Annotated in this window: 19 protein-coding genes; 9 read left to right on the top strand and 10 right to left on the bottom strand. The window is 68.1% G+C overall.

Features of this window, described 5'->3' with window-relative positions; all coding sequences use genetic code 11:
- The first annotated feature begins 48 nt into the window (after positions 1 to 48).
- Complete coding sequence (clpB, locus tag GJG85_RS09500; protein ID WP_050013222.1) at positions 49 to 2,646, top strand: ATP-dependent chaperone ClpB; 2,598 nt, start codon at positions 49 to 51, stop codon at positions 2,644 to 2,646.
- A 134-nt stretch (positions 2,647 to 2,780) separates the two neighbouring features.
- Here clpB and GJG85_RS09495 read toward each other — a convergent pair whose 3' ends face one another.
- Together GJG85_RS09495 and GJG85_RS09490 are read right to left on the bottom strand one after the other, a co-directional pair.
- On the bottom strand, positions 2,781 to 3,209 hold the full coding sequence (locus GJG85_RS09495) for a YidB family protein (protein WP_050013221.1): 429 nt from the start codon (positions 3,207 to 3,209) through the stop codon (positions 2,781 to 2,783).
- A gap of 90 nt (positions 3,210 to 3,299) precedes the next feature.
- Positions 3,300 to 3,911 (bottom strand): helix-hairpin-helix domain-containing protein, encoded by a 612-nt coding sequence (locus GJG85_RS09490; RefSeq protein ID WP_050013220.1) that lies wholly within the window; start codon positions 3,909 to 3,911, stop codon positions 3,300 to 3,302.
- A 296-nt stretch (positions 3,912 to 4,207) separates the two neighbouring features.
- Here GJG85_RS09490 and GJG85_RS09485 point away from each other — a divergent pair, with 296 nt between their 5' ends.
- Entirely contained in the window at positions 4,208 to 4,669 is a 462-nt protein-coding gene (locus tag GJG85_RS09485; protein ID WP_089488502.1) for a MerR family transcriptional regulator, read from the top strand.
- Complete coding sequence (locus tag GJG85_RS09480; protein ID WP_050013218.1) at positions 4,653 to 5,087, top strand: carboxymuconolactone decarboxylase family protein; 435 nt, start codon at positions 4,653 to 4,655, stop codon at positions 5,085 to 5,087. Before GJG85_RS09485 ends, GJG85_RS09480 begins: the two co-directional genes overlap by 17 nt.
- Before the next feature lie 19 nt (positions 5,088 to 5,106).
- On the opposite strand, the gene GJG85_RS09475 is transcribed toward GJG85_RS09480, so the two are convergent.
- The gene (locus tag GJG85_RS09475; protein ID WP_089488501.1) at positions 5,107 to 7,026 is read right to left on the bottom strand and encodes a sigma-54-dependent Fis family transcriptional regulator; all 1,920 of its coding nucleotides are present in this window, start codon (positions 7,024 to 7,026) and stop codon (positions 5,107 to 5,109) included.
- Positions 7,027 to 7,559: 533 nt separating this feature from the next.
- Here GJG85_RS09475 and GJG85_RS09470 point away from each other — a divergent pair.
- From GJG85_RS09470 to lipA, 6 genes are all read left to right on the top strand, one after another.
- Positions 7,560 to 8,618: an NAD(+)/NADH kinase gene (locus tag GJG85_RS09470; protein WP_089488500.1), complete on the top strand. Its 1,059-nt coding sequence runs from the start codon at positions 7,560 to 7,562 to the stop codon at positions 8,616 to 8,618.
- Positions 8,619 to 8,675: 57 nt separating this feature from the next.
- Positions 8,676 to 9,452 (top strand): SDR family NAD(P)-dependent oxidoreductase, encoded by a 777-nt coding sequence (locus tag GJG85_RS09465; protein ID WP_050013215.1) that lies wholly within the window; start codon positions 8,676 to 8,678, stop codon positions 9,450 to 9,452.
- A gap of 78 nt (positions 9,453 to 9,530) precedes the next feature.
- A complete protein-coding gene (locus tag GJG85_RS09460) occupies positions 9,531 to 10,514 on the top strand; it encodes a thiamine pyrophosphate-dependent dehydrogenase E1 component subunit alpha (RefSeq protein ID WP_050013214.1) in 984 nt (327 codons plus the stop codon).
- A 53-nt stretch (positions 10,515 to 10,567) separates the two neighbouring features.
- Positions 10,568 to 11,572 (top strand): alpha-ketoacid dehydrogenase subunit beta, encoded by a 1,005-nt coding sequence (locus GJG85_RS09455; RefSeq protein ID WP_050013213.1) that lies wholly within the window; start codon positions 10,568 to 10,570, stop codon positions 11,570 to 11,572.
- A 4-nt stretch (positions 11,573 to 11,576) separates the two neighbouring features.
- Positions 11,577 to 12,692: an acetoin dehydrogenase dihydrolipoyllysine-residue acetyltransferase subunit gene (locus GJG85_RS09450; protein ID WP_050013212.1), complete on the top strand. Its 1,116-nt coding sequence runs from the start codon at positions 11,577 to 11,579 to the stop codon at positions 12,690 to 12,692.
- A 2-nt stretch (positions 12,693 to 12,694) separates the two neighbouring features.
- Complete coding sequence (lipA, locus tag GJG85_RS09445) at positions 12,695 to 13,660, top strand: lipoyl synthase (protein WP_050013211.1); 966 nt, start codon at positions 12,695 to 12,697, stop codon at positions 13,658 to 13,660.
- Between the two features lie 12 nt (positions 13,661 to 13,672).
- On the opposite strand, the gene GJG85_RS09440 is transcribed toward lipA, so the two are convergent.
- The 7 genes from GJG85_RS09440 to rho form a co-directional block, all read right to left on the bottom strand.
- Positions 13,673 to 15,031 carry an MATE family efflux transporter gene (locus GJG85_RS09440; protein ID WP_050013210.1) on the bottom strand — a complete coding sequence of 453 codons (1,359 nt, stop codon included), beginning with the start codon at positions 15,029 to 15,031 and terminating at the stop codon, positions 13,673 to 13,675.
- Between the two features lie 2 nt (positions 15,032 to 15,033).
- A complete protein-coding gene (locus tag GJG85_RS09435; RefSeq protein WP_089488498.1) occupies positions 15,034 to 16,866 on the bottom strand; it encodes a UDP phosphate-alpha-4-amino-4-deoxy-L-arabinose arabinosyl transferase in 1,833 nt (610 codons plus the stop codon).
- Between the two features lie 143 nt (positions 16,867 to 17,009).
- Complete coding sequence (locus GJG85_RS09430; protein ID WP_050013208.1) at positions 17,010 to 17,276, bottom strand: type B 50S ribosomal protein L31; 267 nt, start codon at positions 17,274 to 17,276, stop codon at positions 17,010 to 17,012.
- 158 nt (positions 17,277 to 17,434) lie between these two features.
- Positions 17,435 to 18,268 carry a M90 family metallopeptidase gene (locus GJG85_RS09425; RefSeq protein ID WP_089488497.1) on the bottom strand — a complete coding sequence of 278 codons (834 nt, stop codon included), beginning with the start codon at positions 18,266 to 18,268 and terminating at the stop codon, positions 17,435 to 17,437.
- 38 nt (positions 18,269 to 18,306) lie between these two features.
- On the bottom strand, positions 18,307 to 19,860 hold the full coding sequence (locus GJG85_RS09420) for an MFS transporter (protein WP_204383279.1): 1,554 nt from the start codon (positions 19,858 to 19,860) through the stop codon (positions 18,307 to 18,309).
- Complete coding sequence (locus tag GJG85_RS09415) at positions 19,857 to 20,357, bottom strand: MerR family transcriptional regulator (RefSeq protein WP_089488495.1); 501 nt, start codon at positions 20,355 to 20,357, stop codon at positions 19,857 to 19,859. The genes GJG85_RS09420 and GJG85_RS09415 overlap by 4 nt, the downstream gene beginning before the upstream one ends.
- 130 nt (positions 20,358 to 20,487) lie before the next feature.
- Positions 20,488 to 21,750 (bottom strand): transcription termination factor Rho, encoded by a 1,263-nt coding sequence (rho, locus tag GJG85_RS09410; protein WP_006478662.1) that lies wholly within the window; start codon positions 21,748 to 21,750, stop codon positions 20,488 to 20,490.
- Positions 21,751 to 21,895: the final 145 nt, after the last annotated feature.

The raw sequence follows: 21,895 nt of genomic DNA, 5'->3' as shown, positions 1-21,895 counted from the left end.
TAACCATCCTCATCTTGGTGTTAATCGAAAATTGGAGGTCTCAACCAAATGAGAATCGACAAGCTCACCACCAAGTTCCAGGAAGCACTCGCGGACGCGCAAAGCCTCGCGGCCGGCCGCGACAATCAATACATCGAACCCGTTCACGTGCTCGCGGCACTGGTCGCGCAGCAGGACGGATCGGCCCGCTCGCTGATGTCGCGTGCGGGCGTGCACGTGCAGGCGCTGCAAGGCGCGCTGAACGAAGCCATTTCGCGCCTGCCGCAAGTGACGGGCACGGGCGGCGACATCCAGATCGGCCGTGAGTTGGCCGGGCTGCTGAACCAGGCCGACAAGGAAGCGCAGAAGCTCAACGACACGTTCATCGCGAGCGAGATGTTCCTGCTTGCCGTGTCCGACGACAAGGGCGACGCCGGCAAGCTCGCGCGTCAGCACGGCCTCACGCGCAAGGCGCTCGAAGCCGCGATCGCCGCGGTGCGCGGCGGCTCGCAGGTGCACAGCCAGGACGCGGAAAGCCAGCGCGAGGCACTGAAGAAATACACGGTCGACCTGACCGAGCGCGCCCGTGCGGGCAAGCTCGATCCGGTGATCGGCCGCGACGACGAAATCCGCCGTTCGATCCAGATCCTGCAGCGCCGCACCAAGAACAACCCGGTGCTGATCGGCGAGCCGGGCGTCGGCAAGACCGCGATCGTCGAAGGGCTCGCGCAGCGGATCGTCAACGGCGAGGTGCCCGAGACGCTGAAGGGCAAGCGCGTGCTGTCGCTCGACATGGCCGCACTGCTCGCCGGCGCGAAGTACCGCGGCGAGTTCGAGGAACGCCTGAAGGCGGTGCTCAACGACATCGCGAAGGACGAAGGCCGGACGATCGTCTTCATCGACGAGATCCACACGATGGTCGGCGCGGGCAAGGCCGAAGGCGCGATGGATGCGGGCAACATGCTGAAGCCGGCGCTGTCGCGCGGCGAGCTGCACTGCATCGGCGCGACCACGCTCGACGAATACCGCAAGTACATCGAGAAGGACGCCGCGCTCGAACGCCGCTTCCAGAAGGTGCTCGTCGACGAGCCGAGCGTCGAGGCGACGATCGCGATCCTGCGCGGGCTGCAGGAGAAGTACGAACTGCACCACGGTGTCGACATCACCGACCCGGCGATCGTCGCCGCGGCCGAGCTGTCGCATCGCTACATCACCGACCGCTTCCTGCCCGACAAGGCGATCGACCTGATCGACGAAGCCGCTTCGAAGATCAAGATGGAAATCGATTCGAAGCCCGAAGAGATGGACAAGCTCGACCGTCGTCTGATCCAGCTGAAGATCGAGCGCGAAGCCGTGAAGAAGGAGCAGGACGAAGCGTCGCAGAAGCGCCTGCAGCTGATCGAGGAAGAGATCGACCGCCTCGGCCGCGAATATGCGGACCTGGAAGAGATCTGGACCGCCGAGAAGGCCGCGGTGCAGGGCAGCGCGCAACTGAAGGAAGAGATCGAGAAGGTGCGGGCGGATATCGCGCGCCTGCAGCGTGAAGGCAAGCTCGAGAAGGTCGCCGAGCTGCAGTACGGCAAGCTGCCGCAGCTCGAGTCACAGCTCAAGCAGGTCACGCAGGCCGAAGAGCAGGAGCAGCACAACCCGACGCGCCCGCGCCTGCTGCGCACGCAGGTCGGCGCCGAGGAAATCGCGGAAGTCGTGTCGCGTTCGACCGGGATTCCGGTGTCGCGGATGATGCAGGGCGAACGCGAGAAGCTGCTGCACATCGAGGAAAAGCTGCACGAGCGCGTGGTCGGCCAGGATGAGGCGATCAGTGCGGTGGCCGACGCGATCCGTCGTTCGCGCGCGGGTCTCGCCGATCCGAACCGTCCGTACGGCTCGTTCCTGTTCCTCGGCCCGACGGGGGTCGGCAAGACCGAGCTGTGCAAGGCGCTGGCGTCGTTCCTGTTCGATTCGGAAGAGCATCTGATCCGCATCGACATGAGCGAGTTCATGGAGAAGCACAGCGTCGCGCGGCTGATCGGCGCGCCGCCGGGCTATGTCGGCTACGAGGAAGGCGGTTATCTGACGGAAGCCGTGCGCCGCAAGCCGTACAGCGTGATCCTGCTCGACGAGATCGAGAAGGCGCATCCGGACGTATTCAACGTGCTGCTGCAGGTGCTCGACGACGGCCGCATGACCGACGGGCAGGGGCGCACGGTCGACTTCAAGAACACGGTGATCGTGATGACGTCGAACCTCGGCTCGCAGGTAATCCAGGCGATGACGGGCGCGCCGCAGGACGAGATCAAGGACGCGGTGTGGCTCGAGGTGAAGCAGCATTTCCGCCCCGAGTTCCTGAACCGGATCGACGACGTCGTCGTGTTCCATGCGCTCGACCGCAGCAACATCGAGTCGATCGCGAAGATCCAGCTCGCCCGCCTGCACGACCGGCTCGCGAAACTCGACATGGCGCTCGACGTGTCGCCGTCGGCGCTCGAGCAGATCGCGAAGGTCGGCTACGATCCGGTGTTCGGCGCGCGGCCGCTGAAGCGCGCGATCCAGCAGGAGATCGAGAACCCGGTCGCGAAGCTGATCCTCGCCGGCCGCTTCGGTCCAAAGGACGTGATCCCGGTCGACGTCAACGACGGCCAGTTCGTGTTCGACCGCGTCGTGCACTGATCGCCGGTAATCGGCGGTGCGCCCGGTTCGCACCGCCGGGCGCGCAAAAACAAACACCCCGCTCAGGCGGGGTGTTTGCTTATGGAGCGGCCGAAACGTTCGAAGCGGCCGCCCGGGCTGTCAGGCGTGCGGGCTCAGGCCTTGTTGCCGCCGAACATGCCGGCGAGCTGCGTGAGCGTGCCGAGCACGTTCGACGTGTCGAGCTGGCCGCTGGCCGGCACTTCGCCGTTCGGCGTCGCGCCGTTGACGACGTGCGGCAGCACCTGCGCGAGGATCGACGACGCTTGCGACGGATCGATGCCGACCTTGCTCGCGAGCGAGCCGACGACGTCCGAGCCGAGCACGTTTTGCAGCGTATCCGGCGAGATCGGCTGGTTTTCGCCGGTGCCGACCCACGAACCGATGATCTCGCCGGCGCCGCCGGCCTTGAACTTCTCGATCAGCCCGTTCAGGCCGCCCGGCTGGTTGTTGATGAATTCGAGCGCGGTCGCGATGAGCGCGCTTTGCGAGTTGCCGCCGGCCTGGCCGCCGATCAGACCGCCAACGATGTCGAGGAGACCCATGGTTCTTCACCTTCACTGAAAAGGGCGCCGTGACGACGGCGCCCGTTGAACGAATGCCGCGCGCACGCCGTCGCGCGCGCGCGGCGCACATCAGGCGCCCGACGCCGCGGCGGCGGAGGCGGCCTTGTCCTTCTTGCTCTTCTTCTTCGAACCCTTCGTCGCCTTCGCGGACGACGCGGCGGTCGGTGCGCTCGCGCCGGCGTCGGCGGATGCCGCGGCAGCGGCTGCCGCTTTTTCCTTCTTCGACGCGCGCTTGGTCTTGGCCGGCTTGCTCGCCGCTTCCGGTGCGCTCGCCGACGGCGCGGGCACCGCGGTCGTCGTGCCGGCCGTCGCGGTCGTGGACGTCGAGGCGGTGCCCGCCGACGTCGTGGTCGACGTGCCCGCCGACGTCGTCGCGGCCGGCTTCGACAGCTTCACGCCCTTCGGCGGCGTCGACGCGCCGCCGATCGTCAGGCCGTTTTCCTCGAGATGCCCGACCGACTTCGTGCCGAGGCCCTTCACGCGGTTCGCGAGATCGTCGGCGTCCTTGAACGGGCCGTTCTTGGTGCGTTCGTCGATGATCGCCTTCGACTTCACGGGCCCGAGCCCCTTCACGGATTCGAGCGCGGCCTGGTCGGCCGTGTTGACTTCGACGGCCGCGGCAAGGCCGGCGGCGAGCGACAGCGACAGCGCGACAAACAGCATCAGCAGCTTTTTCAGCATGGCAAGGGCTCCCTGGTTCTGACGGATGAATGGCTGTTGCAACGGACGACGACGCGCGAGCTCGCCGGGCGTCGCCGTTAAGCATAGGACAAATGCGTGCCCTTTTTGAGACAGGCTGACCGAATCTTGCTGAAGGCTTGCGGCGCTGTAAAGGCCGAAACCGCTGCGGGGCGCCGATTTTGACCATTCTTTACGGTGTCGCCGGGTATCGCGAGCGTATCGCGGGTGAACGCGCCACTGGCCGTCAGACAATGCTTGACTTAGAGTGAACTCTAACTCCTAACCTTGTTCCTGCCATGTCGAAAACCGTATCCCAACCCTCCGCCGCCGGTCCGCTGACGATCGGGCAAGTCGCCGAACTGACGGGCGTGTCGACGCACACGCTGCGGTATTACGAGCAGGCTGGGCTGCTGCGCGCGATTTCGCGCACGGCGGCCGGGCACCGGCTCTATGCGCCGGCCGACCTTGACTGGCTGGCCTTTGTGATGCGCCTGAAGGCGACCGGCATGCCGATCGCGCAGATGCAGGCGTTCGCGGTGCTGCGCGAGCAGGGCGCGTCGACGTTCGGCACGCGGCGCGACTTGCTGGTCGCGCATCGCGACGCGGTGCGCGCGCATATCGCGGAGTTGCAGGCGAGCCTCGACGCGATTGGCGACAAGATCGCGTACTACGAGGCGCAGGAACGGGAAACGGAACGACGGGCGAAACCTTCTCACTCTTTATCGGAACAGGACGGACACGATGGAACGACTCGTTGAGGATCGCTACACGCGCGGCTGGAACAAACTGAAGGAAATCGACGGCGAAGCGGGCGAACGCGTGATCGCGGCGCTTGCGCCGATCGCGCCGGACTTCGCGCGGCTCCTGGTCGAATTCAGCTTCGGCGACATCTACAGCCGGCCGCAGCTCGACCTGAAGGCGCGCGAAATCGCGACGATCGCGGCGCTGGCCGCGCTCGGCAACGCGCAGCCGCAACTGAAGGTGCATATCGAGGCCGCGCTGAACGTCGGCTGCACGCGCGACGAGATCGTCGAGGTGTTCATGCAGATGGCCGTGTATGCGGGGATGCCGGCCGCGCTGAACGCGCTGTTCGCCGCGCGCGAGGTGTTCGCGCGGCGCGACGAGGCGGCCGGCGTGACGGACGACGCGAACGAAGCGGCCGGACAGCCCGCATGACGGGGCGTGCGCCCGTGCGTCACGCGCGGTGCGGCGCGACGATCCGGTACTTCGCGATGCGCCGGTACAGCGTCGCGCGCGACATGCCGAGCGCCCGGGCGGTCGCGTCGGGCCGCCAGCGATGCGCGGTGAGCGCGGCGACGATGCGGCCGCGTTCGTCGTCGGGCAGCGCGCCCGGCGGCGCGCCGCCGAGTTGCGCGGCGAGGTCGGCCGGCAGGTCGCGGCGCGTCACGCGCGCGGCGTCGCACACCGCGCACGCATAGCGCAGCACGTTGCGCAGTTGCCGCACGTTGCCCGGCCATGCATACGCGGCGAGCTGTTCGGCGAGCGTCGCGTCGAGCGTGAGCACGTGGCCGGTCGCCTGCGCTTCCTCGGCGAACACGGCGGCGATCACGTCGCGCACGTCCGCGCGTTCGCGCAGCGGCGGCAGGTCGAACGTCGCGCCGCTCAACCGGTAGTACAGATCCTCGCGGAACGTGCCGTCGGCGACCATCCGCGCGAGATCGCGGTGCGTTGCGCAGATCACGTCGAGATCGACGCGCACGGGCGTATCGCTGCCGAGCGGCACGACCTCGCCGTCGGCGAGCACGCGCAACAGGCGCGTCTGTAGCGCGAGCGGCATGTCACCGATTTCATCGAGAAACAGCGTGCCGCCGTCGGCGAGCGCGATCTTGCCGCGCGCGCCGTGCTTGCGTGCGCCGGTGAACGCGCCGGCCGCATAACCGAACAGTTCGCTCTCGATCAGCGCTTCCGGCAGCGCGCCGCAGTTGACGGCGACGAACGGCCGCGCGCGCCGCGCGCCGGCGTCGTGGATCGCGCGGGCGAACACTTCCTTGCCTGCGCCGGTTTCGCCGAGCACGAGGATCGGCAGCCGTTTGCTCGCGACGCGCAGCGCGAGTTCCGCTTGTTGCGCGATGCGCGCATCGCTGCTGTGCAGGAACGGCGTCAGCGCGCCGACGTGACGCGGCGCAGCGGTGCCCGGGCGGCGCGACGCCGCGCCGGGGTCGCGGCCGGCGCGTCGTAGCGGCGCACGCAGCCGCGCGTAGAGCGGGGCGCCGGTCGCGCGCACGCGCAGCGCGACGATCGTGTCGAGCCGCGCGGCGTCGCGCAGCGGCATCTCGGTCGCATCGAAGATCTCGTCGATATGGCGCGGCTCGCGCAGCGCCGGCAGCGCGTCGCGCGCCTGCCGGTTCGCGGCGACGATGTTGCCGCATTCGTCGAATGCGATCAGCCACTCGGGCTGCGCCTCGACGTAGTGACGGTTCGGATGCCCGAACAATATCCAGTGCTGCGCGGTGCTGTGCACGAAGTAGCCGTCCTCGATCAGCGCCGCGCTCTGCCGCACGAGCTGGTAGACGAGACGCTGGCTGTCGCGGCCGTCGGGCGAATGCACGGCCGACGCGTCGAGCACGCCGATCAGTTCGCCGCCCGGCGAGAAGATCGGCGCCGCGCTGCACGTGAGCGTCGTGAACGCCGCGCGAAAGTGATCGGTCTTGTGCACGGTGATCGGCGCGAGATCGGTCAGCACGCTCGCGACGCCGCACGTTCCTTCCTCGCTTTCCGACCAGCACGAGCCGATGTGCAGCCCCGCATGGCGGAAGTCGTTGCGGCGTTCGCGGTCGATCCGGTAGTCGATCGTCACGCCGTGCGCGTCGGTCAGCATCACGCAGTAGTCGGCGACGCGAATCATGTCGTGCAGCCGCGTCAGGCACTGGCCCGACGCGCGCAGGAAGGCTTCCTCCTTGTCGCGCACCTCGCGCAGCTCCGCCGCGGTCAGCACGCGCGGGCCGATCGACGAAGCGGGGTCGAGACGGTAGCGCTCCAGCGACCGTTGCCACGACGACACGAGGCGCGCGGAATCCGCCGGCGCGGGCAGGCGTCCGGCGAGCGCGCCGAGTACACGGTCGGCGTGCTGGGCCTGGGGGACGGCGTAGGGCATGGTCGGCTCCGGTTCCGTACGGCGGGGATGTCGCTGTTCTTGTAGCACATCCGGTTCGGCGAATCACATTGCATCGCAGCACGCGGCGCGCATGAGACGGTCGTCTCACCGGTATCGCGCCGTGTCTCGCGCAGTTGAGACGGCCGCATGCGCGGCGCGCGGCGGCCGTGCGGCGGGGCGTCGCGTGCGCGGCGCGGCGCGAACGCAGGGTTTGCGGGCGGTACGCCGCGCATGCACGGGCGCCGCGGCAATCGCGTCGCCGTATCGGCGACGTGAGACGTCTGCGCGAATTCGACGCGCGCTGCGTCGTCACGGCCGCGCATCCGGAACCCGCGCATGCCCGCCGCGCCAGCGTCCACGCGGGTTTCGCGGCGATCGCACGCACGATGGCATGCCGCTTGCAGTAATGACGGGCAAGCCGCCGCGATCGCGTCGGCGACGACGATCCGCCGCCCGTCGATGGCTGCGGACGAAACAGGCGGAGCCGGCGCGCGTCAATGCGCCGGCTCCGTCGACTGGATGGAGACAAACCCGTGACGACGCCCGTTACCGTCGGCGTGATCGCGAACCCCGCATCGGGGCGCGACATCCGCCGCCTCACGACGCATGCATCCGTGTTTCCGACCGCGGAGAAGGCGAACATGATCGTGCGCCTGCTGGCCGGCCTCGGCGCGATGGGCGTCGAGCGCGTGCTGACGCTGCGCGACCGCACGGGCATCGCGACGCTGCTGCTGCGCGCGATCGACACGCATCGCGCGGTCGCGCCGCACGAGCGCTGGCCCCACGTCGAATTCGTCGACCTGCCGATCACCGACAGCGTCGCCGACACGCAGGCGGGCGCTGCCTATCTGCATCGGATGGAAGTGTCGCTGATCGTCGTGCTCGGCGGCGATGGCACCCATCGCGCGGTGGCCGCGCATTGCGGCGCGACGCCGCTCGTCGCGCTGTCCACCGGCACCAACAACGCGTTTCCCGAACATCGCGAGGCAACCGTCGCGGGCGTCGCCGCGGGGCTCGCCGCGACCGGCGCCGTGCCGGCCGAGGTCGCGTTCGTGCGCAACAAGCGGCTCGTCGTGCGCTGCGTCGCGGGCGCGCAGCCGGGGCGCGAGGAGATTGCGCTCGTCGACGTGTGCGCCGCGCGGCAGCGCTTCATCGGCGCGCGCGCGATTTCCGGCTCCGACGACATCGACTCGCTCTACCTGACGTTCGCGGAACCGGACGGCATCGGCCTGTCCGCGCTCGGCGGCGCGTGGGCGCCGCTCGAGCGCAGCGCGCCGCACGGGCTCTCGATGCGCTTCGCGCAAGCCGGCAACGCGGCCGGCACGCCGCTCGTCGCGCCGATCGCGCCGGGGCGCGTCGATCGTGTCGTGATGCGCAGTTGCGAGCGGCTCGAACCCGGCACGTGGCACGCGATTCCGTTCGAGCGCGGCACGCTCGCGTTCGACGGCGAGCGCGAGATCGAGGTCGCGCGCGGCGATCGCTACGAGATCGCGCTCGACTGGCGCGGGCCGTTGACGGTCGACGTCGGTCGCACGCTGCGCTACGCATCGTCGCGGCAGCTGCTGCGCGCCGCCGGCGCGTGGCACGACTGATACACCGGTTTGACGAAGACGCTTCGCCATCCATAACGATCATCAAGGAGACATCGCATGACAGCCCCTCTCGAAGGACAGGTCGCCATCGTCACGGGCGGCGCGCGCGGCATCGGCCGCGGCATCGCGCTGACGCTTGCCGGCGCCGGCGCGGACATCCTGCTGGCCGACCTGCTCGACGACGCGCTCGACGCCACCGCGCGCGAGGTCCGCGCGCTCGGCCGCCGGGCCGCGATCGCGAAGGTCGACGTCACGCAGGCCGCGCAGGTCGACGCGATGGTCGCGCAGGCGCTCGCCGAACTCGGCCGGCTCGACATCCTCGTGAATTGCGCGGGCGTGATCAGCATTCATCCGGTCGCCGAACTGACCGAGCGCGACTGGGATTTCGTGATGGACGTGAACGCGAAGGGCACGTTCCTCGGCTGCCGGGCGGCACTGGCCCACCTGAAGGCGCAGGGCCGCGGCCGGATCATCAACGTCGCGTCGATCGCGGGCAAGGAAGGCTTTCCGAATCTCGCGCATTACAGCGCATCGAAATTCGCGGTCGTCGGCTTCACCAATGCGCTGGCGAAGGAACTCGCGCGCGACGGCGTAACCGTCAACGCGATCTGTCCCGGCATCGTCCGCACTTACATGTGGGACCGGCTGTCCGACGAATGGAAGACCGACGGCGAATCGGTCGAGCAATCGTGGCAGCGGCACCAGTTGACGCTGATTCCGCAGGGCCGCGCGCAGACGCCGGAAGACATGGGCCGGCTCGCGCTGTTCTTCGCGACGATGGACAACGTGACGGGCCAGGCCGTGAACGTCGACGGCGGCTTCACGTTCCACTGACGGCCGCGAGGCCGTGCAATCCGCCGCCACGGCACGGCCGGGGCGGCATTCGCAGTCAGACCTAACCAGGAGACACACATGACCGCTTCGACACAGCTCGGCAGGGACAAGCTGCTGGACGCCTATCGGCTGATGCGCACGATCCGCGAATTCGAGGAACGCCTGCACGTCGAATTCGCGACCGGCGAGATTCCCGGCTTCGTTCACCTGTACGCGGGCGAGGAGGCGTCCGCCGTCGGCACGATCCTGCACCTCGGCCTCGACGACTACGTGGCCACCACGCACCGCGGCCACGGCCACTGCATTGCGAAGGGCGTCGACGTGCACGGGATGATGGCCGAGATTTACGGCAAGAAGACGGGCGTCTGCCGCGGCAAGGGCGGCTCGATGCACATCGCCGACCTGTCGATGGGGATGCTCGGCGCGAACGGGATCGTCGGCGCGGGCGGCCCGCTCGTGTGCGGCGCGGCGCTCGCGGCCAAGCACAAGAAGACGGGCGGCGTCGGCGTGTGCTTCTTCGGCGACGGCGCGTCGAACCAGGGCGTGATCTTCGAATCGATGAACCTCGCGTCGGTGTGGCGGCTGCCCGCGATCTTCGTCGCCGAAAACAACGGCTATGCGGAAGCGACGTCGTCGAGCTGGTCGGTCGCGACCGACAACATCGCCGATCGCGCGAACGGGTTCGGGATGCCGGGCGTGATCGTCGACGGCTTCGACTTCTTCGCGGTGCACGAGGCGCTCGGCGAGGCCGTCGAACGCGCGCGCAACGGCGGCGGCCCGACGCTCGTCGAGGTGAAGTTCACGCGCTATTTCGGCCACTTCGAGGGCGATGCGCAAACCTACCGCGCGCCGGGCGAGGTGCAGAAGCTGCGCGACGAGAAGGACTGCCTGAAGCATTTCGAAACGCGCGTCGTGCGCGCCGAGGCGCTGACGACCGACGACCTGCGCGCGATCGACGCGCAAGTGAAGGCGTTGATCGACGACGCGGTCGCGCAGGCGAAGGCCGCGCCGCTGCCGGATGCCGCCGACCTGCTGGCCGACGTCTACGTGTCGTATCCGTGAGCGCGGGCTGACCCGGCAGCCGGCACGGCAACCCAATATTCCAGGAGACAGACATGGCAAGGAAGATCACTTATTCGCAGGCGATCAACGAGGCGCTCGCGCAGGAAATGGCGCGCGACGACAGCGTGATCGTGATGGGCGAGGACAACGCGGGCGGCGCGGGTGCGCCGGGCGAGGACGACGCATGGGGCGGCGTGCTCGGCGTGACGAAGGGGCTGTTCCACAAGTTTCCGGGCCGCGTGCTCGATACGCCGCTGTCGGAGGGCGGCTACATCGGTGCGGCGGTCGGCGCGGCCGCGTGCGGGATGCGGCCCGTCGCGGAACTGATGTTCATCGATTTCATGGGCGTGTGTTTCGACCAGATCTTCAACCAGGCCGCGAAATTCCGCTACATGTTCGGCGGCAAGGCCGTGACGCCGGTCGTGATTCGCGCGATGTACGGCGCGGGCCTGCGCGCGGCTGCGCAGCACTCGCAGATGCTCACGTCGCTGTTCACGCACATCCCGGGGCTGAAGGTCGTGTGCCCGTCGACGCCGTACGACGCGAAGGGGCTCCTGATCCAGGCGATCCGCGACAACGATCCTGTGATCTTTCTCGAACACAAGCTGCTCTATACGCGCGAGGGCGACGTACCGGAGGAGTCCTATGCGATTCCGTTCGGCGAGGCGAGCGTGCTGCGCGACGGCGACGACGCGACGATCGTCACGTACGGCCGGATGGTGCATCTCGCGATGGACGCGGCCGCGACGCTCGCGAAGGACGGCATCCAGTGCGACGTGATCGACCTGCGCACGACGTCGCCGCTCGACGAGGAAACGATCCTCGAAAGCGCGGAGCGCACCGGGCGCGTGGTGGTGGTCGACGAAGCGAATCCGCGCTGTTCGATCGCGACCGACATCGCCGCGCTCGTCGCGCAGCGTGCGTTCCATTCGCTGAAGGCGCCGATCGAGCTCGTGACCGCGCCGCATACGCCCACGCCGTTCGCCGGCGTATTGGAAGACCTGTATATCCCGTCCGCCGATGCGATCGCGCGGGCGGTACTCAAGACGAGGAGCTGACACGATGTCGATTCACATGATCACGATGCCCAAGTGGGGGCTGTCGATGGAGCAGGGGCAGGTCAACGGCTGGCTGAAGGCGATCGGCGAACGCGTGGCGAAGGGCGACGAGGTGCTCGACGTCGAGACCGACAAGATCTCGTCGGGCGTCGAATGCGCGTTCGACGGCACGCTGCGCCGGCAGGTCGCGCAGGAGGGCGAGACGCTGCCGGTCGGCGCGCTGCTCGGCGTCGTCGCGGCCGCCGATGCGAGCGACGCCGACATCGATGCGGCGATCGCCGAGTTCCAGCGCGATTTCGTGCCGAGCGCGGCGTCCGACGAGGCGGCCGGCCCGCAGCCGGAGAAGGCGCAGATCGGCGGCCGTATGATCCGCTTCCTGAAGCTGGGCGACGGGTCGGGCACGCCGGCCGTGCTGATCCACGGCTTCGGCGGCGACCTGAACAACTGGCTGTTCAATCACGCGGAGCTCGCCGCGCACCGGCCGGTGTGGGCGCTCGATCTGCCCGGCCACGGCGAATCGGGCAAGGCGGTCGAGAGCGGCACCCTCGACGAACTGGCCGACGCGGTGCTCGCGCTGCTCGATGCGCAGCACATCGAGCGCGCGCACCTGATCGGCCATTCGATGGGCGGCGCAGTGGCGATGACGTTGGCCGACAGCGCGCCGGCGCGCGTGGCGTCGCTCACGCTGATCGCGAGCGCCGGGCTCGGCGCCGACATCAACCGAGCGTACATCGACGGCTTCGTCGCCGGCAACAGCCGCAACACGCTGAAGCCGCACCTCGGCGCGCTGTTCGCGGACGACGCGCTGGTCACGCGGCAACTGGTCGACGATCTCGTCAAGTACAAGCGGCTCGAAGGCGTGCAGGCCGCGCTGGAGAAGATCGCGCATGCCGCGTTCGACGGCGCCGCGCAGCGGCGCGTGTTCCGCGACCGGCTCGCGTCGCTGGCGCCGCGCACGCTCGTGATCTGGGGCGAGCGCGACCAGGTGATTCCGGCGCAGCATGCGCAGGACTTGCCGGGCGGCGTGCGCGCCGAGGTGATCGCCGGCAGCGGGCACATGGTGCAGATGGAGTCGGCCGCCGACGTGAACCGCCTGATCGTCGCATTCCTCGGAGACTGACGATGGCCGCCGCGCTCGAACGACCCAGCCTCACGGCGCTCGGCCAGCCCGGCGCGAGAAGTCGCGACAAGCTTGCGCGCATTCCGGTGCGCATCGAGCCCGCGGCCGCCGCGGCGTTGCCGAAGCCGCCGTGGCTGCGCGCGCGGCCGATGATGAGCGCGGCGGTGGCCGACATGGCCGCCGTGCTGCGCGAGCATCGGCTGCATTCCGTCTGCGAGGAGGCGATGTGTCCGAACATCGGCGAATGCTTCGCGCAGCGCACCGCGACCTTCATGATCATGGGTGGGCTGTGTACGCGGCGCTGTCCGTTCTGCGACGTCGCGCACGGCCGTCCCGAGCCGCTCGATCCCGCCGAGCCCGCGCGGCTGGCCGACGCGGCGGCGGCGCTCGGATTGCGCTACGTCGTGATCACGTCGGTCGACCGCGACGATCTGCGCGACGGCGGCGCCGCGCATTTCGCCGCTTGCATCGCGGCGGTGCGCGCGAGCGTGCCGGGCATCGGCGTCGAGGTGCTGACGCCGGACTTCCGCGGCCGCGCGGCGCGTGCGCTCGACGCGCTGTCGTCGGCGTGGCCCGACGTGTTCAACCACAACATCGAGACGGTGCCGTCGCTGTACCGGGCGGCGCGGCCGGGCGCCGACTATCGCGGCTCGCTCGAACTGCTCGCGCAGGCGAAGGCCGCGCGGCCGACGCTCGTGACGAAATCGGGATTGATGCTCGGGCTCGGCGAACGCGACGACGAGGTGCGCGACACGTTGCGCGACCTGCGCGCGCACGAGGTCGACGTGCTGACGCTCGGCCAGTATCTCGCGCCGTCGGCGCACCATTTGCCGGTGCGGCGCTACGTGAGCCCGGACGCGTTCGCCGCGTGGCGCGACGAGGCGCTCGCGCTCGGTTTCAGGGAAGTCGTCGCCGGCCCGCTCGTGCGGTCGTCATATCACGCAGCCGACGTGCTGGAGGACGCGTAGCGCACCCGCGCGTCAGGCGGCGGCCACGGCGGCGTGCGCGCGACTGATGCGGCGCAGGTACAGCACGAGCCCCGCGCCCGCCAGCATCAGGCTGACCGTGTTCGCGAACCAGAAGCCGCGCGCGCCCGTCAGCCACGCGGGCGCGATGCCGCCGACGTCGAAGCCGAGCACGTAGCCGCCGCTGAGGCCGACGCCCCACAGCGCGACCGCGTAGATCACGGTCGGCACGACCGCCACCTTGTACGCGCGCAGCACGAACGCCGACGTGACCTGCAGCGCATCGAACACGTGGTAGCACGCGACGATCGCGACGAGCGGCATCGCGGCCGCGGCGACGGCCGGGTTCGGCGTATAGCCGCCGATGATCAGCGGGCGCAGCGCGAACACGAGCACGCCGTACGCGGCGGCAACCCCGCACGCGAACATCACGCTGTGCCGGCCGAGCAGCCGGGCTTCGTCCGCGCGTCCGGCGCCGAGCGCGCGTGCGACCAGCGTCGACGCCGCTACGCCGATCGACAGCGGCGTCATGTACAGCACCGCGCCGATGTTGCCGGCGATCTGGTGGCCGGCGAGCGTCGTCGTGCCGAACTGCGCGATGAACAGCGCCATGCACGTGTACGACGTCACCTCGATCAGATACGACAGGCCCATCGGCACGCCGAGCTTCAGGATGGCCTTCTGCCGTTCCCACACGGGCCAGCAGAAGCGCGAGAAGATCGCGAGCGGCGCGAACACGTCGAGCTTCGCGAGCAGCGTGTAGCCGATCAACGCGAGCGCCCAGTTGATCAGCGTGCTGGCCAGCCCGCAGCCGGGGCCGCCGAGCGCCGGTACGCCGAAGCCGCCGAAGATGAACCACACGTTCAGCGGAAACTTGAGCAGCAGCGCGCCGATCTGGAGGATCATCGCGAGCCGCGGCTTGCCGGCCGCGTTGGTCAGCGCGTTGTAGATCCGGAATACGAGGCTGGCGGGCAGCCCGTACGACAGGATGCGCAGGTAGTCGACGGTGCGCTCGTGCAGCGCGGCGGGTGCGTGCGCGACGCGCAGCAGCGGTTCCGGAAAATGCAGCAGCAGGAAGCCCGGAATCGAGAGCAGCAGCGCAAGCCACAGCGCCTGGCGCACTTCCTCGCCGATCTCCGCATGGCGCCGCGCGCCGTACAGTTGCCCGGTGATCGGCTGCAGCGCGGACAGGATGCCGGTCAGGCCGATATAGATCGATACGTAGATCGACGAGCCAAGCCCGAGCGCGGCGAGATCGACGGCCGAGTAGCGGCCGACCATCGCGGTGTCGATCACGCCGAACGCGATGATCGCGAGCTGGCCGACCAGCACCGGCCACGCGAGACCGACGATCCGGCGGATGTCGCCGAACATCGTCAATCGGCCGCCTGGCGGCGCGGCGGACGTCGCTTGACGGGCGTCTTCGGCCGTTCGATGCGCTCGTACAGGCGGAAGCGCTCGTCGCGGTCGGCGACGCGGCGGCCTTCCCAGACGAGACGCCACACGTATTGCGACATCGAACTCGGCTCGCCGAAGTCCGCGCGGTCCTGACGCAGGATCACGTCGCAGTCGCCGGAGAAATCGAAGTGCATGTTGCCGAAGTATGCGAAGGTCGCGATCTGCGCGTCGCCGAGCCGCACCGGCGAGATGCACTCGTAGTCGGACGGCAGGTGCACGGCGATCTGTTGCGCGACGTCGCGATAGGTCCGGCCGTAGTTGACGATCGGCAGCCACAGCGTCATCAGCAGCACCCACATCAGCGTGGTGCCCGCGCCCGACAGCACGACGCTGCGCCACAGCACCTTCGGCTGTCGCGACACGCGCCAGCGCACGATGAAGCACCAGCACACGGTGACGATCACCGCGCAGATGAACGACAGAATCTTGAAATGCGGCTCGTAGCCGGGCACGAGGCGCGCGAGGTTGCGCGCGAGCGGATGCGGGAAGCCGGTGAGCGACGCGAGCCACACCAGCCACACGAAGGTGCCGAGGATCGTGAAGCTCAGCACCGCGAACCAGTCGATCGCGTTGATCGCGCCGCGCTTGAGGGTCGGCAGCGCGAACGTCGCGAGCACCGCGAGCGGCGGCAGCAGCAGCATGTACATACGGTTCGACTGCTGGCTTTGCAGGATCACGAGCGCGACGAGCGGCACGGCGACCGACAGCGGAATCGCGATGTGCGCACGGCGGCGCATGCCGGCCCAGCTCCACCACGCCCAGATCGCGAGCGGCCACGCGGGCCACGTAAACAGCGGCAGGTTCTTCGCCGCATAGCCGAGCACGGCCGTCGGCGGGCCCGAAAAGCGCATCAGGCTGCCGTGGATCCACTGGTTGAAGAACCACGCGGCGTCGTCGGGCGCCGCGACGTACGCGGCGAGCGGCCACAGCGCGGAGATCGCGGCCGCGAGCGGCAGGCCGACCAGCGGCAGGCGCAGGTTGCGCATCTCGGGCGTGACGAGCCACAGCGCGGCCGTGCCGGCGAGCAGCGCGACGACCAGCACCGGATTGCCGGACAGCGCGACGAGGCCCATCGCGAGGCCCCACCACAGTGCGCCCTGCAGCGGCTTGTCGATGCCGCGCACGATCCCGTACACGAGCATCGCGATCCACGCGAACTGCGCGAGCTGCGGCGTCGTTTCGTGCCCGCGTTCCGCGAGACCGAAGCAGGCGACGAGCACCAGCAGCGCGCCGTCCGCGAGCGTGCGGCCGTAGTCGCGCGGCTCGGGTTCGCCGCCGAATGCGTATTTGAACGGTTGAACCTCGGCGCGCCGGCCGAGCAGGTAGGCCGCGTACCAGACGAACGCGCACGCGACGCAGAACAGCACGCCGGTATCGACGCGCGACGCGTTGCTCGCGTCGACCCACGGGCCGAGGCCGCGGATCGACAGCGCGCCGAGCCAGTAGCCGAGCGGCCCGTCGGTCGTGATGAACTTGCCGACCAGGTTCGGCAGCAGCCAGTCGTGCCAGCCGCCCTTGGCCATCGTCCACATCACGCCGAAGCCCGCCGCGTCCTCGTTTTTCCACGGGTCGCGGCCGAACAGGCCGAACGCCGCGTAGACGAAGCAGAGCGTGAGCAGCAGCCAGCGCGGCAGCGCACGCGTGGCGGAGGCGGTGAGACGGACGACAGGCTTCATGCAGATGAGCGATTTGTTATGGGCGGGCAGCCGGCGCGATCGCGCGCGGCCGAGCCGGTTTCGAGCATCCGGCATTGTAGTCGCGCCCGCTGTTGTGCGTCAGGTCGTTTCCCGGGCGCCGGCCGGTGTCTTCCGGGCGAGCAGAGACAAAAAAGGGCAGCCTGGGCTGCCCTTTCGTGCGGTACCGGTGCGTTGCCGCCGCCGGATCGGTGCAAGGCTTACTTTGCTGCAGCCTTGCCGTTGGCGCGTGCGCCGAACTTGTTCTTGAACTTCTCGACACGGCCTGCCGTGTCCATGATCTTTTGCTGACCCGTGTAGAACGAGTGCGATTCCGACGACACTTCGATCTTGGCGAGCGGGTAGGTCTTGCCGTCGAGTTCGATGTTTTCGCGCGTCTGGATCGTCGAGCGCGTGATGAACTTGAAGCCGTTCGACATGTCTTGGAAGACGACTTCGCGGTAATTCGGGTGGATGCCTTCTTTCATGGTCTTTCCTTGGTGAGAGCGGTAGCCAACCCGCCGCTTGCCGTGCCGGGTACGCCCATTTGCGTATCACCAGACGACGCCAAGCCCGGCGCGAGCCACTTGCCTAAGGTCGAAAAACGGCGATTATGCCAGAAAATCAGACGGTTGACGAATAATTTTCACGGCGCGTCGAGCGCGCCGGTGCCGGCCGGATCCTGCCGATAGTAGCGCGCGAGCAGCCGGTACAGCTCCGGAAATTCGGACTCGAACGGCTTCGGCCGGACGAACAGCGCCTCGCTGCACACCGCGAAGAATTCCGACGGGTGGTCGGCCGCATAGGGATCGATCAGCGAATCCCGCTCGAAGCGCGCCCATGCGCGGTCCGGCACCGCGTCGACGCGCGCGCAGAACTGGTCGTAGGCGGGTTCGAACACGTCGGCCCACGCCTGTGCGTCCAGGTGCGGCGCATGCCAGCGGCGAAAAAGGGGGGGATAGCCGTCGGCAGCGCCGTTGACCATGTCGATCTTGTGCGCGAACTCGTGGATCACGACGTTGTACGCGTCGCGGCCGTCCGTCATCTGCGCGTCTTCCCACGACAGGATCACCGGGCCGCCTTCCCATGCCTCGCCGCTCGCGTCCTGCTCGACTTCGTGGACGACGCCGTCCTCGTCCTGCACGGTCTTGCGGATCAAGAATTCGCCCGGATACACGACGACGCCGACCCAGCCGTCGTACAGCGACAGGTCGAGATTCAGCACGGGCAGGCAGGCCTGCGCGGCGATCGCGACGATCATCGCGTCGGTCAGCTCGAGCCCGTGCGCGGTCGAAAACGATTTTTTCGCGACGAACAGGCTCGTCAGTTCGCGCAGCCGGCCGAGCGCGTCGGGCGGCAGGGCGGCGAGGAACGGCAGGCGCTCGACGGTTTCTTGCCACAGCGCGTCCGGAATCGGATGGCTGCGCAGCGCGCGGTCGCGGCGGCGGTCGTCGAACCAGCGGGTCAGTTTCGAGAGCATGGAGGCTTCGGACGAAAATCCAAAGCCTGTCTTTTAACTCAATCGATCTGTTTTTGCCATGCCGCGAAGAGGCCGCCGACGAGCGCGACGCCCGCGAGGAAGTAAAAACCGTCGAGCGATGCGAGGAACGACGCCTGTTGCGCGACCATCCGCGCGATCGACGCGATCGCGAGGCCATGCGCGTCGTTCAGCGCGTGGCCCGCAGCCGCATAGCCGCGCGTCAGTGCGTCGGCGGTCTGCTGGAACAGCGGATCGAACACGTTCGCGCGCTCGACGAGCCGCGTCTGATGCATGGCCAGCCGGTGCTGCTCGACGATGATCACCGAGGACGTCGCGAACGAGATCGTCAGTTGCCGCACGATGTTCTTCACCCGATAGCCATGCGAGTATTCGTCGATCGCGAAGATCCGGAACGTGAGGTTCGCGACCGGCAGCACGATGAACAGCAGCAACAATCCGCGCAGCAGCAGCGGGACGACCAGCGCCGCTTCGCCGACCTGCGGCGTCATCCGCGTCATCGATAGCGCGGCCGTGACGGCGATCGCGAACCCCGGTACGACGAACCACTTCTTGTGCGTGACGAATTTCGCGTAGCGCAGGTAGGCGAACAGCGCGGTGGCCGAAAGCAGCGACGTCGTGCCGACCAGGCGCCCGGCATTCTCGACCGGATAGCCGAGGCCGCCCTCGAGCAACCGCGCCGTCAGGTAGCTGAAGCCCGTCGTCTCGTAGTAATAGAACATGTAGAGCAGCAGCCCGACCTGGAACGTCCGCTCGCGAAACGCGTGCAGCCGCACGAGCGGCGTCGGATGATGCCATTGGTGATACGCGAACCATGCGAGCGCGCCGAGCCCCGCGATCGTCAGCACGATCAGCATCGGCGAGCCGCTGTAGAGCTGGTAATGCACCCGCTGCAGCACGATCTGCAGCGCGCCTTGCGCGAGTGCGAACACGACGTACGGCCAGAAATGGCCGGAGCCGCGTTCGTCGTCCGGCGTGTGGCCCGAATCGGGCAGCGTGAGCAACGCGAGGATCGCGAACGCGATGCCGGCCGGCGCCGTGCACGCGAACAGTGCGCGCCACGTCGAATGCGCGACCAGCAGCCCGCCGACGATCGGCGCGAGCGCGCTGCCGAGCAGGATCATGACCAGGAACGCGCGCGTCGCGGGCGGCCGTGCCTGCGGCTTGAAGCTGCTCTGGATCAGGATCCGGCACGCGCCCATCATCGGGCCGATGAAATAGCCCTGGAAGCCGCGCGCGAACGCCAGCGTCAGCGACGTGTCGGCCAGTGCCGCCGCGATCGCGCCGAACGAGAACATCAGCATGCAGCCCGCGACGTAGCGGCGATGGCCGAGCCGGTCGACCCACCATTGCTGCTGCAGGATGCCGAGCACGGCCGTGACCGCGTAGGCGCTCGACGACCACACGAGTTCGTCGGGCGACGCGTTGATGCCGCCCGCGATGTAGCTCGCGAAGAACGAGAAGACGGCGTTGTCGAAGTAGTCGATGCCGGTGACGAGCGCGAGCGCCCATGGAAACAGGTCCGCACGCAGGTTCGCGCGGCTCCACAGCGGCCGGCCCGGCACCGTGTTCATTCGCGATCCTTGCGTGCGCGCCGCGTGCCGGCCTCGGCCCGCCGCTGCGCGATCAGCGCATCGGCGTTCTCGCCGGCGAGGCGCCGCTCGACGTAGTCGATGTCGTGCTGCAGTTCCTTGCGCAGCGAAACGGCTTCCTTCAGCTCGCGCTGGACGGCCGTGATCCGCCGATCGAGCGTGTCGATCTGCTCGGCGAGGCCGGCGCGGATGTCGCGCAGCGACGCATCCGAATAGCGGCGCCGGCCGTCGCCGGTTTCTTCCAGCGGGCGCTTGAGCATTTCGGTGATGCCGTGCAGCGAGAAGCCGAGCGCGCGCAGCCGCAGGATTCGCGCGAAGCGCTCGAGGTCGGCTTCGTCGTAGAGGCGGTAGCGGCCTTCGCTGCGCGATGGCGTGACGAGCCCGCGCTCTTCGTAGTATTTGAGCGTGCGTGGCGTCACGCCGAGCCGCGACGCGGCGTCGCCGACGGTCAATAGCGGGGTGGCGGCGTCGTTCGGCATCGGAGGTGGGGAATTCGGCGGGACAATGACGCGATTATAGATCAACCTGTACGTTCACGTTCAGGTTGGGATCGAAAAACGGCCGCCGGGCAGGATGCGCGGGCGGCCGTGTTGCGGAGCGGGACGGCGATCAGCCGCCGCGGCGCATCAGGTCGAAGAACTCGGAATTGCTCTTCGTCTGGCGGATCTTGTCGAGCAGGAATTCCATCGCCTCGACTTCGTCCATGTCGTGGATGAACTTGCGCAGCACCCAGATCTTCTGAAGGATCTCGGGCTTGATCAGCATTTCCTCGCGACGCGTGCCCGATTTGTTCAGGTTGATCGACGGGTACACGCGCTTTTCCGCGAGACGGCGTTCGAGGTGCACTTCCATGTTGCCGGTGCCCTTGAACTCTTCGTAGATCACGTCGTCCATGCGGCTGCCGGTTTCGATCAGCGCGGTGCCGATGATCGTCAGCGAGCCGCCTTCCTCGATGTTGCGCGCCGCGCCGAAGAAGCGCTTCGGACGCTGCAGCGCGTTCGCGTCGACACCGCCCGTCAGCACCTTGCCCGACGCCGGGATCACGGTGTTGTACGCACGCGCGAGACGCGTGATCGAGTCGAGCAGAATCACGACGTCGTGCTTCATTTCGACGAGGCGCTTCGCCTTCTCGATCACCATTTCGGCGACCTGGACGTGGCGCGTGGCCGGTTCGTCGAACGTCGACGCGATCACTTCGCCGGCGACCGAGCGCTGCATTTCGGTCACTTCTTCCGGACGCTCGTCGATCAGCAGCACGAACAGGATCACGTCCGGGTGGTTCTGCTTGATCGCGTGCGCGATGTGCTGGAGCATCACGGTCTTGCCCGACTTCGGCGACGCGACGAGCAGGCCGCGCTGGCCCTTGCCGATCGGCGCGATCATGTCGATGATGCGGCCCGTGACGTTTTCCTCGCCGCGCATTTCGCGTTCGAGCGAGAGCGGCTTGTTCGGGTGCAGCGGCGTGAGGTTCTCGAACATGATCTTGTGTTTCGAGGCCTCGGGCGGCTGCCCGTTGACTTTGTCGACCTTCACCAGCGCGAAGTAGCGCTCGCCGTCCTTCGGCGTGCGGACTTCACCTTCGATGGTGTCGCCGGTGTGCAGGTTGAAGCGGCGGATCTGCGACGGGCTGATATAGATGTCGTCGGTGCTCGCGAGGTACGACATTTCCGGCGAGCGCAGGAAGCCGAAGCCGTCCGGCAGCACTTCGAGCGTACCGTCGCCGAAGATCGTCTCTCCCGTCTTGGCGCGCTTTTTGAGAATGGCGAACATCAGCTCCTGCTTGCGCAGGCGGTTCGCGTTTTCGATCTCCAGGCCATTGGCCATTTCGATCAGTTCGGAGACGTGCAGAGACTTGAGCTCGGATAAATGCATACGGAGAACCCGCCAGGGAGGAGATGCGACGAAAGAAAATAAGGGAGGAGGGCGAGCGGAAGCGCTCAGAGACTTAAATGCGTCTTGTCGACGTTTTTTAATTCTAGCATAGCCCGATTCGCGCTTGAGCGAGCGATCGGCGGCT

This window comes from Burkholderia sp. MS389, assembly GCF_016899425.1.
Lineage (GTDB): Bacteria > Pseudomonadota > Gammaproteobacteria > Burkholderiales > Burkholderiaceae > Burkholderia > Burkholderia sola.
The sequence above is the reverse complement of the archived record's forward strand: the minus strand, read 5'-3'. Positions and strand labels throughout refer to the sequence as shown.